Source organism: Pseudomonas sp. BS3782 TE3695, assembly GCF_050435305.1.
GTDB lineage: Bacteria > Pseudomonadota > Gammaproteobacteria > Pseudomonadales > Pseudomonadaceae > Aquipseudomonas.
On record NZ_JBNDKB010000001.1, the window covers coordinates 409,317 to 426,190 of the forward strand.

The following is a 16,874-nucleotide window of genomic DNA, read 5'->3' on the forward strand; positions in this document are numbered from 1 at the left end:
ATTATTTTTATTCGACGCCAAACCGAATCACCTCCTGTAGGAGCTGTCGAGTGCAACGAGGCTGCGATCTTTTAAAAAGCAAGATCAGAAGATCGCAGCCTGCGGCAGCTCCTACATTGGAACCATTACAGGCTAGGCAGCAACTTCGCCACGACCAGCTCGTTCAGGCAACGCGTGGCCAACAACTCGCTCGCCGCGTTAATGTCCGGAGCAAAGAAGCGATCCTTCTCATAGAACGGCACTTCTTTGCGCAGGATCGCCCGCACCTGTTCCAGTTTCAGCGAGGTCTTCAGGCCATTGCGCAGGTCCAGGCCCTGAACCGCCGCCAGCCATTCAACCGCCAGAACACCGCGAGTGTTCTCGGCCATTTCCCACAGGCGCTTGCCCGCCGCCGGGGCCATGGACACGTGGTCTTCCTGGTTTGCAGAAGTTGGCAGGCTGTCCACCGAGTGTGGATGAGACAGCGCCTTGTTCTCGCTGGCCAATGCCGCCGCAGTCACCTGGGCGATCATGAAGCCGGAGTTCACCCCGCCATTGGCCACCAGGAATGGCGGCAGTTGCGACATGTGCTTGTCCATCATCAGCGAGATGCGGCGTTCGCTCAGGGAACCGATTTCGGCGATGGCCAGGGCCATGTTGTCGGCGGCCATGGCCACCGGCTCGGCGTGGAAGTTACCGCCGGAAATCACGTCGCCTTCAGCGGCGAATACCAGCGGGTTGTCGGAAACGGCGTTGGCTTCGATGGCCAACACTTCGGCAGCCTGACGGAACTGGGTCAGGCAGGCACCCATGACTTGCGGCTGGCAGCGCAGGGAATACGGGTCCTGAACCTTTTCGCAGTTCTGGTGCGAGTCGGACACTTCGCTGCGCTCGCCCAGCAGATCGCGATAAGCGGCAGCGGCATCGATCTGGCCTTTCTGGCCACGAGCGGCATGAATGCGTGCGTCGAACGGCGAGCGCGAGCCCAGTACCGCTTCGACGGTCAGGGCACCCAGCGCCACGGCACCGGCGAACAGATCTTCGCCTTCAAACAAGCCACGCAGAGCGTAAGCGGTGGAAACCTGAGTACCGTTGAGCAACGCCAAACCTTCTTTCGCGGCCAGGGTCAGCGGTGTCAGACCGGCAACTTTCAGCGCTTCGGTGGCGGGCAGCCACTCGCCTTTGTAGCGCGCCTTGCCTTCACCCAGCAGCACCAGCGACATGTGCGCCAAGGGCGCCAAGTCACCGGACGCACCCACCGAACCTTTCAATGGAATGTGCGGATAAACCTCGGCGTTGATCAGGGCGATCAGTGCGTCGATCACCACGCGACGAATGCCGGAAAAACCACGGCTCAGGCTGTTGACCTTGAGCACCATGACCAAGCGAACCAGTGCGTCGCTGATCGGCTCGCCGACACCGGCGGCGTGGGACAAAACGAGCGAACGCTGGAGGTTTTCCAGGTCTTCGCTGGCGATGCGGGTCGAGGCCAACAAGCCGAAACCGGTGTTGATGCCATAAGCGGTGCGATTCTCGGCGAGGATCTGTTCCACGCAGGCAACGCTGGCTTCGATCTGGGCCGAGGCACTGTTGTCGAGGGAGATTTTGACCGGTTGCTGATAAACATCACGCAGTTGGGCAAGGCTCAGTTGGCCGGGAATCAAATTAAGCGCAGTCACATCATTCTCCTTTTGAGAGTTTTATTAACTAACCAGACGCTCCGGAAATTTCCGTTGTCCGTCGCTTCCCGACTTTTTGAGAGGGGCTGGCGCCTTGGCACGCTGGTGTTGTGGATTTCAGTTCAGGTTGGGTAACGCCTTGTGCAACAAAATCGGGTCTTTCAAAACACCGGCAGCGGCAGCAATGTCCGGTGCCAGCCAGCGGTCCTGGTCGTAAGCCGGAACCCGCTCACGCAGCAGGCGCCATGCGGTATCGGTGCCAGTACCAAAACGTTGCTCTTTCAAGAATTCAAAAGCCTGGGATGCCAGCAAATATTCAATGGCGAGGATCTGCGTGCAGTTTTCCAACGCGCGATGCAGCTTCAACGCCGCGTTGGTACCCATGCTCAAGTGGTCTTCCTGCAAGCCCGAGGTGACGTAGTTGTCGAGCACCGCCGGTTGCGCCAATTGACGGTTTTCCGCACACAGCGACGCGGCAACGTACTGAACGATCATCATCCCGGAATTCACCCCGGGATTGGCCACCAGAAACGCCGGCAGACCGCTGACGTGCGGGTTGATCAAGCGGTCCAGGCGACGCTCGGCGATGGAGCCGATTTCGGCCATGGCGATCGCCAGCAAATCCGCCGCCAATGCCACTGACTGACCGTGCGGGTTGGCTTGGGACATCACCCGGAAGTTGTCCGGCGTGCCCAGCAGCATCGGGTTGTCGGTGACAGAGTTGAGTTCGGTTTCGATCTGCTTTTTCGCGTGCTCAAGTTGATCGCGAGCGGCGCCGTGGACTTGCGGGATCGAGCGGATGCTCAGCGCATCTTGAGTACGAATGCCCTTGCTGCTGGCAATCACTTCACTGCCATCGAGCAGCGTCCGTAAATTGATGCCGACTTGCTGCATGCCCGGGTGAGGCTTGAGCGCGATGATCTCGGCGTCGAACGCGGCAATCTGGCCACGCTGAGCTTCGAAGCTCATGGCACCGATCACATCGGCCCACTGCACCAGACGCGTCGCATCGGCAATTGCCAGACAGCTGAGACCGGTCATGCATGGCGTGCCGTTGACCAGGCACAAACCATCTTTGGCGCCGAGCTGAACCGGTTGCAGACCTTCCTCGCTCAAGGCCTGCTGCGCGGAAACGATCTGCCCGCGATAGCTGACATTGCCGACACCCAGCAGCGTGATTCCGATGTGGGCCATGTGGGTCAGGTAGCCCACCGAACCTTGGGACGGTACTTGCGGGGTGATGCCGCGATTGAGCAGTGCCAACAGGGCTTCGACCACCCGGCGATGAATGCCGGATTTGCCATGGCTATAGTTGCGAACAGCGGCGCAGATGATTGCGCGGGTCTGCTCGTCGGCCAAAGGCGCGCCAACGCCACAGGCGTGACTGAGCAAGGTGTTGCGCGACAGTTGGCTGAGTTGTTCGCCTTTGAGCGAGACGTTGCACAAGGCGCCCAGGCCGGTGTTGACGCCGTAGGCACGCTCGCCGCTGGCGACGATGCGCTGGACGATCGCCTGAGCGTTCTCGATCCGCGCCCATACTTGGGGCGACAGCTCGAGCTGCGCGCCGTGACGGGCGACTGCGACCACATCCTGCCAACGCAACGGGGCGTCGGCGATAACGATTTTTTCAGCCTGGGACATCTGGAGCCTCATACAGAATTCATGAACGTATGACACCTGTGGCGAGGGAGCTTGCTCCCGCTGGGCTGCGAAGCAGCCCCAAAAATCTTGCGACCGCTTCGCGCTCGAGCGGGAGCAAGCTCCCTCGCCACAAAAACAATCTCGCCACCACTCAACTTCAAACCACCGCCGCCCGCCGCTGTACGAACCGGTCGACATACTCATCCGCCGGCGAATGCAGGATCTCTCTCGGCGTGCCGACCTGAATCAGGCGGCCATCCTTGAGGATCGCGATGCGGTTGCCGATGCGCACGGCCTCGTCGAGGTCGTGGGTGATGAAGACGATGGTCTTGTGCAGGGTCTTTTGCAGTTCCAGCAACTGATCCTGCATTTCGGCGCGGATCAGCGGGTCGAGGGCGCTGAAGGCTTCGTCCATCAAGATGATGTCGGTGTCCGCCGCCAGGGCGCGCGCCAGGCCCACACGCTGGCGCATACCGCCAGACAGCTGATGCGGGTATTTGTTTTCGTAGCCCTTCAGGCCCACGGTGTTGATCCAGTGCAGCGCGCGCTCGGCGCACATCTGCTTGCTCTCGCCACGCACTTTCAAGCCGTAGGCGACGTTATCCAGCACGGTCTTGTGCGGCAGCAGGCCGAAGCTCTGGAACACCATGCTGATCTTGTGCCGGCGAAATTCGCGCAGGGCTTCCATGTCGTATTGCAGGATGTCCACGCCGTCCACCAGGATCGCGCCGCTGGTGGGGTCGATCAGGCGATTGAAGTGGCGCACCAGGGTCGACTTGCCGGAACCCGACAGGCCCATGATCACGAAGATCTCGCCGGTACCGATGCTCAGCGACAGATCGTTCACGCCGACCACACAACCGGTTTCTGCCAAAACCTGGTCCTTGGTCTTTTTCTGGCGAATCATTTCCAGCGCGTCTTTGGAACGGTTGCCGAAAATCTTGAAGACGTTCTTGACTTCAATCTTGCTGATGGCTTCGTTGCTCATTTGCTCACCTCATGCCGTGGCCGACCATACGCCTGAGTAATGCGGTCGATGACCACTGCCAGAATCACGATCGCCAGACCGGCCTCAAGCCCACGTCCGACGTTGAGGGTCTGAATCCCCACCAACACATCTTCACCCAGGCCACGGGCACCGATCATCGAGGCAATTACCACCATCGACAGGGCCATCATGGTGGTCTGGTTGATCCCGGCCATGATGCTCGGCAGGGCCAGCGGCAGTTGCACGCCAAACAGTTGTTGCCAGCGATTGGCACCGAAGGCGTTGATCGCTTCCATCACTTCACCGTCGACCTGGCGAATACCCAGATCGGTCAGACGAATCAGCGGCGGCGCGGCGTAGATCACTGTGGCGAAAATCGCCGGGACCTTGCCCAGGCCGAACAGCATCAATACCGGGATCAGGTACACGAAACTTGGCATGGTCTGCATGATGTCCAGCAGCGGCATCAGCACCGAACGCAGGCGATTGCTGCGCGCCGAGAGGATGCCCAGCGGAATGCCGATCAGCACCGAGATGACCGTCGCCACCATCATCAATGCCAAGGTCTGCATCAGCTTGTCCCAGAGGCCTACCGCACCCACCAGGAACAGCAGACCGACGATGACCGACGTGGTCACGACTTTGCGGGTCGCGTGCCAGGCAACGCCCGCCACGATCGCCAGCATCAGCCACCAGGGCGCCGCACGCAGCAGCCCTTCAAGATTGACGATGGCCCACAACAGGGTGTCGGAGATGCTGCGGAACACATCGCCGTAGTTGGTGACCAGCGAATCGACCCAACTGTTGACCCAGTCGGCGATGGAAAAGGTAAAGCTTTCGGGAAACATAAGAGACTCTCAATCAAGGGCTTTTCAGCACCGCTGCGGTGCTGAAAAGCTTGCCCTTATAAACAAGCTGTTTGAAAACGTAGCGAGCGAAGGCAAGACAAGGCGAAAGCAGGCGAGAAAGCGGAGTTGACTTTAGTCAATGAGCATTTCGAGTCTGCTTTCAACGCAGTATTGCCGAGCGCAGTAGTTTTCAAAGCGCAGCGTCGATCTTTTTGGCTGCGTCTTCGCTCACCCACGCGTGCCAGACTTCAGGATGTTCCTTCAAGAAGATCTTGGCCAGTTTTGGCGATTCGATCCGCTCTTTGGCCATGCGCCCGAGGTTCTGATTCAGCAGGTCGATCGGCAGATTGACCTTTTCCAGCACGGCCACCAGTTCCGGGGCCTGCTCGTGGAAAGTCTTGGACAGGCCGACCTTGATGGTCACGCTCTTGTCCACGCCTGGCTTTTCTTCGAGCTTGACCAGGTCCACCTGGCCCATCAGCGGGGTTGGCGACCAGTAGTAAAACAGGATCGGCTCGCCACGCTTGTAGCTCGACAGCACCGCGGCATCCAGCGCCGGGCCAGTGCCTGGGCGGAAGTTGGTGTAGGTGCTTTCCAGGCCGTAGCTTTTGAGCATTTCGCTGTTGTCCAGCTCACAGGTCCAGCCGGCCGGGCAGTTGTAGAAACGGCCCTTGGATGGCTCTTCCTGATCCTTGAACACGGCAGCGTATTTGCCCAGATCGGCGATCGCTTTCAGGTCCGGGGCTTTTGGCTCCAGCTTGCGCTTGGCATCGCCTTCGATCACGTAACGCGGCACGTACCAGCCTTCGATCGCGCCGACTACCGGAGCGCCGACACCGACAACCTTGCCGGCCTTCTCGGCCTTGTTCCAGACTTCGCTACGACCGACCCACTCTTCGGCAAACACTTGGATGTCGTTGCTGCTCAGGGCGTTTTCCATGGTGATGGAGTTGCCTGGCAGGCTGTCGGTCTTGCAGTCGTAGCCTTTCTCCAGAACGATTTGCATCACGTCGGTCAGCAGCATGCCGCTTTCCCAGTTCAGGCCGGCGAATTTCACCGGTTTGCCCGATTCGCACCAGCCCGCCGCCTGAGTGGCGCCGGCACTGGCCAGCAGGCCCATGGATAGCAATGTGGTCAGCAGGGTCTTGTTCGATTTCATTGTTTGACGCTCCTAATCATGAGTTGGCTTACGGCAGTCAAGAGGCATCCAGCCCTGTCCACGTCCAGTCAGGCCTGCGCCGCAGCGCGACCGGCCCTGCTTGTTTCAGGTTGTACATCGCTGTCCTGCTCGACCGGCAGAATCAGGTGATCGGGTACTGCGCTGTGCCATTTTTTCGCGCACACGTAATACAGGCCTGCGGGAAGCACCAGACCGATGATCCAGGAAATATCCACACCGCCCAGAGCGTCCACCAGCGGACCGGTATAGAACTTGGTAGCGATGAACGGCAGCTGCACCAGCACGCCGAAGACATAGACACTGATACCGAGCGGGTTCCAACGGCCGTAGCGACCGTTCGGATCACCCAGCGCCGGCACGTCATAGCGCTCGCGAGTGATGCAGTAGTAGTCCACCAGGTTGATCGCGCTCCAGGGCGTGAAAAAAGCCAGCAAAAACAGAATGAAGGACTTGAACGCACCAAGGAACGAATGCTGACCGAGCAACGCGATCAGGGTCGCAGTGCCGACGATGAGCAGCACGAAGACCAGACGCTGCAAGCGCGTTACCCGCAAGTCACCCCGGAAACCGCTGATGATGGTCGCAATGCACATGAAGCTGCCGTAGGAGTTCAGCGTAGAGATGGTGACCTTGCCGAACGCGATGCTGAAGTACAGCAGCGCGGCGGTGGCACCGCTGCCGCTCAAGCCAACGATGTAAGCCACTTCGTGGCCGGCGAATTGCCCGTTGGCCATGGCGGCGGCAAACACGCCGAGGATCATCGCCACCTGTGCACCGATAACCGAACCGGCGCCGGCGGCGAAAAAGGTTTTCACCGAAGACGTGCTGCTCGGCAGGTAGCGTGAGTAGTCAGCCACATAGGGGCCGAAGGCAATCTGCCAGGACGCCGCGAGCGACACCGCGAGCAGGAAGCTGCTCCAGCTGAAGTGGCGGATTTGCAGGAGTGCGCCAACGTCAGTCTGGCTCATCAGGCGACTGAACAGGTAAACGAAGGCAATCACGCCAATGACGCTGGCGACACGGCCGATGAAATGGATCACCCGATAACCGAGCACCGTGACCAGCACGATGACACTGGCGAAGATGAGGATCCCGACGCTGTCGCTGACGCCAAACAACTGGCCCAGCGCTTGGCCGGAAAGCACGGTACCCGTTGCGGTGAAGCCCAAATACATCAGGCACACCAGCACGATCGGGATGGCCGCGCCATACACGCCGAACTGTACCCGGCTGGAGATCATCTGCGGCAGGCCAAGCTTGGGCCCTTGCGCCGCGTGCAGCGCCATTACGCCACCGCCGAGCAGTTGACCGATCAACAGACCGATCAACGACCAGAACACATCACCGCCCAGCACCACGGCCAGGGCCCCGGTAACAATCGCGGTGATTTGCAGGTTGGCCCCCATCCACAGGGTGAACTGGCTCAACAGACGACCGTGTCTCTCCGCTTCCGGGATGTAGTCGATCGAACGTTTCTCGATCAACGGTTTACTGCCTGCACGATCGTCATTAACAGCCATGATTCAACCTCTGTGGATTGTTATTCGGTGTTGTATCTGCATAGAAACTGGTAGGAGCTGTGTAGGAGCTGTCGAGTGAAACGAGGCTGCGATCTTTTGATCTTGATCTTCGGCGCCAATAACGACGCCAAAAGATCGCAGCCTGCGGCAGCTCCTACAGGGTTCCGCGTTATTTACCGGTAATCATCGGCAGGTTCAGACCCTGCTCCTTGGCGCAGTCGATTGCGATCTGGTAACCCGCATCAGCGTGACGCATGACACCGGTCGCCGGGTCGTTGTGCAGCACGCGAGCGATACGCTCGGCCGCTTCGTCCGTACCGTCGCAGACAATCACCATGCCCGAGTGCTGGGAAAAGCCCATGCCGACGCCGCCGCCGTGATGCAGGGAAACCCAGGTCGCGCCGCTCGCGGTGTTGAGCAGAGCGTTAAGCAATGGCCAGTCGGACACGGCGTCGGACCCGTCCTGCATCGATTCGGTTTCGCGGTTAGGGCTGGCAACAGAGCCGGAGTCCAAGTGATCCCGACCGATCACGATTGGCGCCGACAACTCACCGCTACGAACCATTTCGTTGAACGCCAGACCCAGCTTGGCGCGCAGACCCAGGCCAACCCAGCAGATACGTGCCGGCAGACCCTGGAAGCTGATGCGCTCGCGGGCCATGTCCAGCCAGTTGTGCAGGTGCGCGTCGTCCGGGATCAGTTCTTTGACCTTGGCGTCGGTTTTGTAGATGTCTTGCGGATCGCCCGACAGCGCGGCCCAACGGAATGGACCGATGCCACGGCAGAACAGCGGACGGATGTAAGCCGGTACGAAACCCGGGAAGTCGAACGCGTTTTCAACGCCTTCTTCTTGTGCCATCTGACGGATGTTGTTGCCGTAGTCGAAGGTCGGAATACCCATTTTCTGGAAGTCGAGCATCGCTTTAACATGCACGGCCATGGACTGCTTGGCGGCTTTGACCACGACAGCCGGCTCGGTCTTGGCGCGGGCGCGGTATTCTTCCCAGGTCCAGCCGGCTGGCAGGTAACCGTTGAGTGGGTCGTGGGCGCTGGTCTGGTCGGTGACCATGTCTGGGCGCACGCCGCGCTTGACCAGTTCCGGCAGGATTTCAGCCGCGTTGCCCAGCAGAGCGATGGAAATCGCCTTGCCTTCCTTGGTGTATTTGGCGATGCGGGCCAGCGCGTCGTCGAGGTCGGTGGCTTGCTCATCGACATAACGGCTGTTCAGACGAAAATCAATGCTGACCTGCTGGCATTCGATGTTAAGCGAGCAAGCGCCGGCCAGTGTTGCAGCCAGAGGCTGAGCGCCGCCCATGCCGCCGAGGCCTGCGGTCAGGACCCAACGACCTTTCAGGTCATCGTTGTAATGTTGGCGACCGGCTTCGACGAAGGTTTCGTAGGTGCCCTGAACGATGCCCTGGCTGCCGATGTAGATCCAGCTGCCGGCGGTCATCTGGCCGTACATGGCCAGGCCTTTGGCGTCGAGTTCGTTGAAGTGTTCCCAGCTCGCCCAGTGTGGCACCAGGTTGGAGTTGGCGATCAGCACGCGCGGGGCGTTGCTGTGGGTCTTGAACACGCCGACCGGCTTGCCGGATTGCACCAGCAGGGTCTCGTCGTCGTTCAGGTTGGTCAGGCTTTCGACGATCTTGTCGTAGCATTCCCAATTACGTGCCGCACGACCGATGCCACCGTAAACCACCAGTTCTTTAGGGTTCTCGGCGACTTCCGGGTCGAGGTTGTTCATCAGCATGCGCAGCGGCGCTTCAGTCAGCCAGCTTTTGGCGGTCAGCTTGTTACCGCGTGCGGCACGGATTTCTACATTGCGGTATTTAGTAGGTTTCTGGGTATTGTCAGTCACGAAAAAGACTCCTCAGCGATCAATCCAAACCAACCCTGGCGGTGGGCAAGCCAGCCTGTGCGCGTCAACGCGACACAAGCGAATCAGTGGACGTTGCGAGGAGTCTCGAATCGACTCATACGCATACGTCTTTACTTGTACATACAAGCATATGCAATCAAGCGGCCAACTTGCTGGATGAGTGCTCAAGAAAAGTTTTTAAAATGGCTGGAGAGCGCCTGAATCAAGGGTTCTGGCGAAGATGAAATTTTTCTGGGGGATTTTACGAAGGGCAAGATAGCTGTTACTTGAGCGTGGTTTTGCGCCACGCTGGGGCGTTCGGTAACAAGTTGGTGCGCGATGGGAAACGCTGAAAAGCAAAAGATCGCAGCCTTCGGCAGCTCCTACAGTGATCGCGCTCACCACAAATATTGCGGGTGAACATCGAACTCGTAGGAGCTGCCGAAGGCTGCGATCTTTTGAGGGTTTTGAATCAGCGTGCAGTCAGCTCGATCACGCTGCATGGGCCATTGCTGGAGATATCCAGCAGGCTGGTGTTACCGTCGAGTTGCAGGCAATCATGGCGACCGAGCTGTGAAGTGCTGTTACCGACCTTCACTTCAAGCTCGTCGGTGACGCTGAACACGAGCACGGTACCTGCCGAGCTGAAAAATCGCTGCTCGCCGTCCAGCCACTGCAACCGCGCGCTATAACGCTGCGGTGCATAAATCAGGTTGAAGTCGCGAATCGGCCCGCCGAGTAATGTGCAGGACACATGACTCTCGCCACTGAAAGCAAACGGGTCCAGCGGTAACAATGGCCGCGTGTCCTGACCATCGACGCGCAAGGTCATGCCCTCGCCTTGCAGTACGCTGATCACCCGCTCATAGCCGGCAAAGATGGAAAACCCGCCCGACTCACCGATGTCGGCAATCGACAGGCGCCAGCCGAACCCATCAAGACCCATGCCGCTATCACGGGTGATTTCTTCAGTGCTGCCGCCGCCGTTTTTCCACGGCATGCGCGGGTAATCTGCTGCGCGTAAAACTTTCAACTGGCTCATTCAGTGCTCTTTATTTATGGAACCGTCCTTCCAGACGATGACGGGAACCTGGGTGGATCAAACGGGCGGCGGTCACTGGCTGACGGCCGGACCAGGTGCGGCGACGAATCAGCAGGCACGGCTCGCCCTTTTCAATCTGCAGCAATTTGCATTCAGACGGCTCGGCAAGAATCGCTTCGACCACGTGCTCGCCTTCGGTCAGCGGCGCAACCTGATTCAGATAGGCGTAAGGCGTTTGCAGGGTGAAGTCTTGCTTGAGGTACTCCGGCGCCACCAGCGCGTTGACGAAACGGTCTTCGATTTGCACCGGAATATCGTTTTCGAAATGCACGATCAGCGAGTGGAACACTTTCTGCCCTTCGCGCATGTCCAGCGCCAGGGCGCGCTCGGAACCGGCGGCCTCTTCTTCGAGGGTGATCACCTTGCACGTATGGCGATGGCCACGGGAGGCAATTTCGTCGGCGATGTTGTGCACTTCAAACAGGGCGGACTGGCTTTTCGGTTCGGCGACGAACGTTCCGACACCTTGCATGCGCACCAACAGGCCATCGGCAGTCATCTCGCGCAGCGCGCGGTTGATGGTCATGCGGCTGAAACCCAACTGGCTGACCAACTCGCTTTCCGACGGAACGCGGTAGTGCGGCGGCCAGTTTCCACTGTCGATCTGCTGGGTGATCATCTGTTTGACGCGGGCATACAAGGGCGCCGGACTGTCGCCCAGATTGGCGCTCAGATGGGCATTCGGCGGCAATGTGGCAGAGGGAGTCGGCACGATTGATCCTTGTTCATTTGTTAGAGATTGCTAGCTTGCCGGAGTTTACCGAGCAGGCAAACGTCTGTATATGTATATACAAATAACACACGATGGGGTGCTGAACCATGTCCGCCTTCTTTGCCGAACGCGCGCTGCTGCCTAGTGGATGGGCCAACAATGTACGTCTTGAGGTCAGCGCCGATGGCGTGCTGACCCATATCCAGGCCGATTCTTACGCAGATGACGCCGAACGGTTGAGCGGTCCGCTACTGCCGGGAATGCCGAATTTGCACTCCCACGCCTTCCAGCGGGCCATGGCCGGGCTGGCGGAAGTGGCGGGCAATCCGAATGACAGTTTCTGGACCTGGCGCGATTTGATGTATCGCCTCGTCGGAAAAATCAGCCCGGACCAACTCGGCGTCATCGCCCGTCAGCTGTACATCGAAATGCTCAAGGCCGGTTACACCTCGGTCGCGGAATTTCATTATGTACACCACGATACGAGCGGCCAACCATACACAGACCCGGCCGAACTGGCGTTGCGCATCAGCCAGGCCGCCAGCTCCGCCGGTATCGGGCTGACCTTGCTGCCAGTGCTCTACAGCCACTCCGGTTTTGGTGGCCAGGCCCCGAACGAAGGTCAGCGCCGCTTTATCAACAGCACCGAAAACTACCTCAAACTTCAGTCGCGCTTGCAGCCGATCCTGGCACAGCAACCGACGCAGTCGCTGGGTTTGTGTTTTCACTCGTTGCGCGCGGTAACACCGCAGCAGATCAGCGAAGTATTGGCGGCCAGCGACAAGCAGTGCCCGGTGCACATTCACATTGCCGAACAGCAGAAGGAAGTCGATGACTGCCTGAGCTGGAGCGGCCGCCGTCCGCTGCAATGGCTGTACGAAAATACCGAAGTCGATCAGCGCTGGTGCCTGGTCCACGCGACCCACGCCAACCCGGAAGAAGTCACGCTCATGGCCCAGAGCCGCGCCATCGCGGGTCTATGCCTGACCACCGAAGCCAACCTGGGCGACGGGATTTTTCCGGCGGTGGATTTCCTTGCGCAGGGTGGGCGCATGGGCATCGGTTCCGACAGCCATGTGTCGTTGAGCGTGGTGGAAGAATTGCGCTGGCTGGAGTACGGACAGCGTCTGCGCGATCAGCGGCGAAATCGGTTGTATGGCGCGGATCAGCCGATGGTCGGCCGCACACTCTACGATGCCGCGCTGGATGGAGGTGCCCAGGCGCTGGGGCAACCGATTGGCGCGCTGGAAGTGGGCAAGCGTGCGGATTGGCTGGTGCTGGACGGTAACGATCCGTACTTGGCGACGGCCAGTGGCGACGGGATTCTCAATCGTTGGCTGTTTGCCGGTGGTGACCGTCAGGTGCGGGATGTGCTGGTCAACGGCCAGTGGGTTGTGCGTGACGGGCGGCATGCCGGGGAAGAAGAAAGCAATCGGGCGTTTACCCAGGTTCTGCGCGAACTGCTCGGTTAACCGAAAAACAAAAGATCGCAGCCTTCGGCAGCTCCTACATTGATCCGGCTGGTCGCAATAATGCGGATCAACACGGACTCTGTAGGAGCTGCCGCAGGCTGCGATCTTTTTTCGGTCGCGCCGCTAGTTGGAAGTCTTGGCCATCTGCGAATCCGACGCACGCCAGATCAGTCGCGTCGTGTCATAACCCTGCTGACGCGCCTTGCTCAGCAGTTCTTCTCGCACGACACCATTGACCGTCGGGGTGCGTGACAACAGCCAGAGGTGACGGCGGCTCGGGTCGCCGACAATCGCGGTCTTGTAATCATCGCTGACATACAACACCCAGTACTCCCCCTTCGCCACCCCCGGGATCAGTCGCGAGAACCAGGTATCGAACTCGACCCACAGTTTGTCGGCCTTGCCGGGTACCTGTGGATAAGCCGTGCCTTTGGCCTCTTCCCATTGCCAGTCCGACGTCAGGCAGCGGTTCAACACCGCCATGTCACCATCAGGCTTGAGGGTGTAATGGGCCTCGGACTGCGCGCAGTTGCGCTGGAAATACATCGGCAGCCGCGCCAGCTCGTACCAGGTTCCCTGGTAACGCTTGAGGTTGACCGTGTTGACGGTCTTGGGCGCCAATGGATCTACGCCAGAAGTGGCGCAGCCGGCCAATACCAGGCCGGCAAAAAGAACGATCAGTAACCGCTTCATTATTTTTTTCTCCCGGTGGGCGAATAGCCCCGGTTTACTTCAGGCCTTGGCCAGAAAACATCAGCACTTTGTCACCGGCATACTGCACGCTGATAAAGCTGTTTTTGTCACCCCAGGTGCAACTGGACATGCCGAGTGCGCCCGAGCAATCAGTCGGTTTGCCCAGCAAGGTCTCAACCTCGGCCTTGGGCATGCCGGTCGACAGCTTCGAATAATTTTCCTGATTGATCTTGCCGCACGCTGCCAACAACACGCAGAACGAGAGCAAGGCGATAGATCGCAGCGACATGGTGTAACTCCTGGGGCGTAGGGAATGGCATGGCTGCCAAGCTGAAGCTTAGAAGAGAAAACCCCTCTCTGGTTCCCTGACCCTGCGGCTATTTGTTTGGCCATCCGTCAGCCTTTTGACGATAAATCAGCCACTTTTTTCCGCCACTGAGTATTTCGTCGGTTTTCGCAGAAGCCGCCTAATCTTTGGCGCTGGCCAGTCGACATAGAAGCAATGCAAAGCCTTCCACTATGGCCAAATTGACACTCCTTGTTGACCAGCCCTTCGCGGTAGCTCACTTAATGACCAGAAACATGAAATTCAGCCACAAAATCCTGCTGGCGGCCGCCCTTGTGGTGGCCGTTGCATTCGCCTGTTTCATCCTGTTCAACGATTACCGCCAGCGGCAGACCCTGCGCAGCAGTATCGAGTCCTCGATGCAGGAACTCGGCAGCCTGACTACCAGCAACATTCAGACCTGGCTGGAAAGCCGCATTCAATTGCTGCAATCGCTGGCCCAGCAAATCGCCGTGGACGGCGCCGCCCAGGCCAATCTCAAGCGCGCCATCGACCTGCCGGCCTACACCGGCAACTTCCAGCTGAGCTACTTCGGCGGCACCGATGGCGTGATGTTCTCGGTCCCGGCCGGCAATCGCGCCGCGGACTACGACCCGCGTGCTCGTGGCTGGTACAAGGCGGCCAACAATGCGCAACAGACCATCGTCACCGAACCCTACATTGCGGCATCGTCGGGCAAACTGGTGATGACCGTTGCCACGCCGGTGAAGCACCAGAATCAAATGATTGGCGTCGCCGGTGCGGACATTGATCTGTCCAGCGTCAGCGCGATCATCAACTCGCTGAACTTCGACGGTCATGGCCATGCGTTTATCGTCAGCGCCGACGGTAAAATCCTGATCCACCCGGACAGCAAACTGGTGCTCAAGAACCTGGCCGACGCTTACCCCAACGGCGCGCCAAAAATCAGCCCGGGCCTGAAGGAAGTCGAACTGGACGGCAAAACCCGGTTCATTTCTTTCACTCACGTCAACGGGGTGCCGTCGGCAGACTGGTACGTGGCGCTGGTGCTGGATAAAGACACCGCGTTCTCGATGCTCAGCGAATTCCGCACCTCGGCGATCATCGCCATGATCATCGCCGTGGTGATCATCATCGCGCTGCTGAGCATGTTGATCCGTGTGCTGATGCAACCGCTGCTGACCATGGGCCGCGCCATGCATGACATCGCCGAGGGCGAAGGTGACCTGACCAAGCGCCTGACCATTCACGGGCAGGATGAATTCGGTGCGTTGGGCATTTCGTTCAACCGCTTTGTGGAACGTATTCATACCTCGATCCGCGAAGTGTCCTCGGCCACTGGCCAGGTCAACGAAGTCGCCTTGCGGGTGGTCGCGGCCTCCAACTCATCGATGTTCAACTCCGATCAGCAAGCCTCACGTACCAGCAGCGTGGCGGCAGCGATCAACGAATTGGGCGCCGCCGCGCAGGAAATCGCCCAGAACGCCGCCCTCGCCTCGCAACATTCGAGCGACGCCCGTGCCTTGGCCGAAGACGGTCAACAAGTGGTGGATAAAACCATCGCCGCCATGCAGCAGCTATCGGCAAAAATCAGCGATTCGTGCGGCAACATCGAAACCCTGAACAGCAACACAGTGAACATCGGCCAGATTCTGGAAGTGATCACCAGCATCTCGCAGCAAACCAACCTGCTGGCGCTCAATGCAGCCATCGAAGCGGCCCGTGCCGGTGAAGCCGGTCGAGGTTTTGCCGTGGTTGCCGATGAGGTGCGCAACCTCGCCCACCGCACTCAGGATTCGGCGCAGCAAGTGCAGAAGATGATCGAAGAACTGCAGGTCGGCGCCCGGGAAGCGGTCAGCACCATGACCGACAGCCAGCGCCAGAGCGAAAACAGCGTCGGCATCGCCAATCAGGCTGGCGAGCGCCTGGGCAGCGTGACACAGCGCATCGGTGAGATCGACGGGATGAACCAGTCCGTGGCCACCGCGACCGAGGAGCAGACCGCTGTGGTGGAGTCAATCAACGTCGACATCACCGAGATCAACACACTGAACCAGGAAGGTGTAGAGAACTTGCAGTCGACCTTGCGTGCATGTGCTGATCTGGAGCAGCAGGCGGCGCGGTTGAAGCAGTTGGTGGGTAGTTTCAGGATCTAGTGCTTTTGCGGGCCTCTTCGCGAGCAAGCCCGCTCCCACATTGCATTTCGGTCGAACACAAAATCTGTGTTCGCTGAAAATTCAATGTGGGAGCGGGCTTGCTCGCGAAGGCGGCATCATCTGCAACGAAAATCTAAAATCGAGACCCAGGCTTCGAAAGAAACTCAACTTCCTCAGCCGTAGATTCACGCCCCAACACCGCATTGCGATGGGGAAACCGTCCAAACCGCGCAATGATCTTCTGATGCCGCTCGGCATAATCCAGGTTGTCGGCAAACACCGCCCGATCCGCCTCGGGTTGCTGTTCAACCAGATCAAGAAATCGCGAAACCGCTTCGTTCTGCACCGCCAGATTTTCGCAGTGCTCAAACACCAGATAGATAAACACCCGCTGGATCGGCCGCAGTTGCCGATCGAAATCCGCAGCAATGCCTTGCGCTACCAGTGCCTGAGCCCTGAGATCGCCTGAAAAGGATTTGGGGGTATCGCGAAAGATCATTCGCGGAAGTTGATCGAGCAGCAGCACCAGGGCCAGCCAACCTTCGGGGTGTTGCACCCATTCGGTCAATCCGCCGGCCAGTGCCTGCTCGACCAGGTTCCCGAAACGCGTCCGCGCTTCGAGGTCCTGGCTGTCGCGCTTGCCGAACCATAACTTGCCCTTGTCAGCCGCTATTTCGTTGGGTGATTCGAAAGATCCAAACCACCATTCGAGTAACGGCTGCCAGGGCGCAGTCATGGT

14 protein-coding genes and 1 pseudogene are annotated in these 16,874 nt (G+C 59.1%); 3 read left to right on the forward strand and 12 right to left on the reverse strand.

The window, feature by feature from the left end:
- Positions 1–125 precede the first annotated feature (125 nt).
- The 9 genes from hutH (ABH909_RS01810) to hutC all read right to left on the reverse strand — a co-directional run bounded on the left by hutH (ABH909_RS01810) (position 126) and on the right by hutC (position 11,414).
- Positions 126–1,658 (reverse strand): histidine ammonia-lyase, encoded by a 1,533-nt coding sequence (gene hutH, locus ABH909_RS01810; protein WP_429430054.1) that lies wholly within the window; start codon positions 1,656–1,658, stop codon positions 126–128.
- A 117-nt stretch (positions 1,659–1,775) separates the two neighbouring features.
- Complete coding sequence (gene hutH / locus ABH909_RS01815) at positions 1,776–3,299, reverse strand: histidine ammonia-lyase (protein WP_429430056.1); 1,524 nt, start codon at positions 3,297–3,299, stop codon at positions 1,776–1,778.
- Positions 3,300–3,456: 157 nt separating this feature from the next.
- Positions 3,457–4,287 (reverse strand): quaternary amine ABC transporter ATP-binding protein, encoded by an 831-nt coding sequence (locus ABH909_RS01820; protein WP_007907824.1) that lies wholly within the window; start codon positions 4,285–4,287, stop codon positions 3,457–3,459.
- Positions 4,284–5,135, reverse strand: coding sequence for an ABC transporter permease (locus tag ABH909_RS01825; protein ID WP_030129253.1), 852 nt, complete (start codon positions 5,133–5,135; stop codon positions 4,284–4,286). The genes ABH909_RS01820 and ABH909_RS01825 overlap by 4 nt, the downstream gene beginning before the upstream one ends.
- 190 nt (positions 5,136–5,325) lie before the next feature.
- Positions 5,326–6,294, reverse strand: coding sequence for an ABC transporter substrate-binding protein (locus ABH909_RS01830; RefSeq protein WP_048396062.1), 969 nt, complete (start codon positions 6,292–6,294; stop codon positions 5,326–5,328).
- 68 nt (positions 6,295–6,362) lie between these two features.
- Positions 6,363–7,835: a purine-cytosine permease family protein gene (locus tag ABH909_RS01835; protein ID WP_429430058.1), complete on the reverse strand. Its 1,473-nt coding sequence runs from the start codon at positions 7,833–7,835 to the stop codon at positions 6,363–6,365.
- 169 nt (positions 7,836–8,004) lie between these two features.
- On the reverse strand, positions 8,005–9,693 hold the full coding sequence (hutU, locus tag ABH909_RS01840) for a urocanate hydratase (RefSeq protein ID WP_429430060.1): 1,689 nt from the start codon (positions 9,691–9,693) through the stop codon (positions 8,005–8,007).
- Between the two features lie 472 nt (positions 9,694–10,165).
- Complete coding sequence (locus ABH909_RS01845; RefSeq protein WP_429430062.1) at positions 10,166–10,735, reverse strand: HutD/Ves family protein; 570 nt, start codon at positions 10,733–10,735, stop codon at positions 10,166–10,168.
- A gap of 10 nt (positions 10,736–10,745) precedes the next feature.
- Positions 10,746–11,414: a histidine utilization repressor gene (gene hutC / locus ABH909_RS01850; protein ID WP_232252242.1), complete on the reverse strand. Its 669-nt coding sequence runs from the start codon at positions 11,412–11,414 to the stop codon at positions 10,746–10,748.
- Between the two features lie 200 nt (positions 11,415–11,614).
- Between hutC and ABH909_RS01855 the strand changes: the two genes are divergently transcribed.
- Complete coding sequence (locus tag ABH909_RS01855) at positions 11,615–12,979, forward strand: formimidoylglutamate deiminase (RefSeq protein ID WP_429430064.1); 1,365 nt, start codon at positions 11,615–11,617, stop codon at positions 12,977–12,979.
- Positions 12,980–13,102: 123 nt separating this feature from the next.
- On the opposite strand, the gene ABH909_RS01860 is transcribed toward ABH909_RS01855, so the two are convergent.
- Complete coding sequence (locus ABH909_RS01860) at positions 13,103–13,672, reverse strand: lipocalin family protein (protein WP_429430066.1); 570 nt, start codon at positions 13,670–13,672, stop codon at positions 13,103–13,105.
- A gap of 34 nt (positions 13,673–13,706) precedes the next feature.
- Positions 13,707–13,961, reverse strand: a complete 255-nt coding sequence (locus ABH909_RS01865) for a hypothetical protein (protein WP_007907841.1) — start codon at positions 13,959–13,961, stop codon at positions 13,707–13,709.
- A 293-nt stretch (positions 13,962–14,254) separates the two neighbouring features.
- Here ABH909_RS01865 and ABH909_RS01870 point away from each other — a divergent pair.
- Positions 14,255–15,277, forward strand: a pseudogene (locus ABH909_RS01870) (HAMP domain-containing protein); the annotation flags it as partial.
- A 93-nt stretch (positions 15,278–15,370) separates the two neighbouring features.
- Positions 15,371–16,135, forward strand: a complete 765-nt coding sequence (locus ABH909_RS01875) for a methyl-accepting chemotaxis protein (protein ID WP_429439721.1) — start codon at positions 15,371–15,373, stop codon at positions 16,133–16,135.
- A gap of 133 nt (positions 16,136–16,268) precedes the next feature.
- On the opposite strand, the gene ABH909_RS01880 is transcribed toward ABH909_RS01875, so the two are convergent.
- Positions 16,269–16,871 carry a DUF924 family protein gene (locus tag ABH909_RS01880; RefSeq protein ID WP_429430068.1) on the reverse strand — a complete coding sequence of 201 codons (603 nt, stop codon included), beginning with the start codon at positions 16,869–16,871 and terminating at the stop codon, positions 16,269–16,271.
- Between the last annotated feature and the right edge of the window lie 3 nt (positions 16,872–16,874).

Excerpts from the sequence above, each read along its gene's own strand:
- ABH909_RS01835 (WP_429430058.1), bottom strand. The coding sequence starts at position 7,835 with ATGGCTGTTAATGACGATCGTGCAGGCAGTAAACCGTTGATCGAGAAA.
- hutH (WP_429430056.1), bottom strand. The coding sequence starts at position 3,299 with ATGTCCCAGGCTGAAAAAATCGTTATCGCCGACGCCCCGTTGCGTTGG.
- ABH909_RS01845 (WP_429430062.1), bottom strand. The coding sequence starts at position 10,735 with ATGAGCCAGTTGAAAGTTTTACGCGCAGCAGATTACCCGCGCATGCCG.
- ABH909_RS01865 (WP_007907841.1), bottom strand. The coding sequence starts at position 13,961 with ATGTCGCTGCGATCTATCGCCTTGCTCTCGTTCTGCGTGTTGTTGGCA.
- ABH909_RS01855 (WP_429430064.1), top strand. The coding sequence starts at position 11,615 with ATGTCCGCCTTCTTTGCCGAACGCGCGCTGCTGCCTAGTGGATGGGCC.
- hutC (WP_232252242.1), bottom strand. The coding sequence starts at position 11,414 with ATGATCACCCAGCAGATCGACAGTGGAAACTGGCCGCCGCACTACCGC.
- ABH909_RS01880 (WP_429430068.1), bottom strand. The coding sequence starts at position 16,871 with ATGACTGCGCCCTGGCAGCCGTTACTCGAATGGTGGTTTGGATCTTTC.
- ABH909_RS01820 (WP_007907824.1), bottom strand. The coding sequence starts at position 4,287 with ATGAGCAACGAAGCCATCAGCAAGATTGAAGTCAAGAACGTCTTCAAG.
- ABH909_RS01860 (WP_429430066.1), bottom strand. The coding sequence starts at position 13,672 with ATGAAGCGGTTACTGATCGTTCTTTTTGCCGGCCTGGTATTGGCCGGC.
- ABH909_RS01825 (WP_030129253.1), bottom strand. The coding sequence starts at position 5,135 with ATGTTTCCCGAAAGCTTTACCTTTTCCATCGCCGACTGGGTCAACAGT.
- ABH909_RS01830 (WP_048396062.1), bottom strand. The coding sequence starts at position 6,294 with ATGAAATCGAACAAGACCCTGCTGACCACATTGCTATCCATGGGCCTG.
- ABH909_RS01875 (WP_429439721.1), top strand. The coding sequence starts at position 15,371 with ATGTTCAACTCCGATCAGCAAGCCTCACGTACCAGCAGCGTGGCGGCA.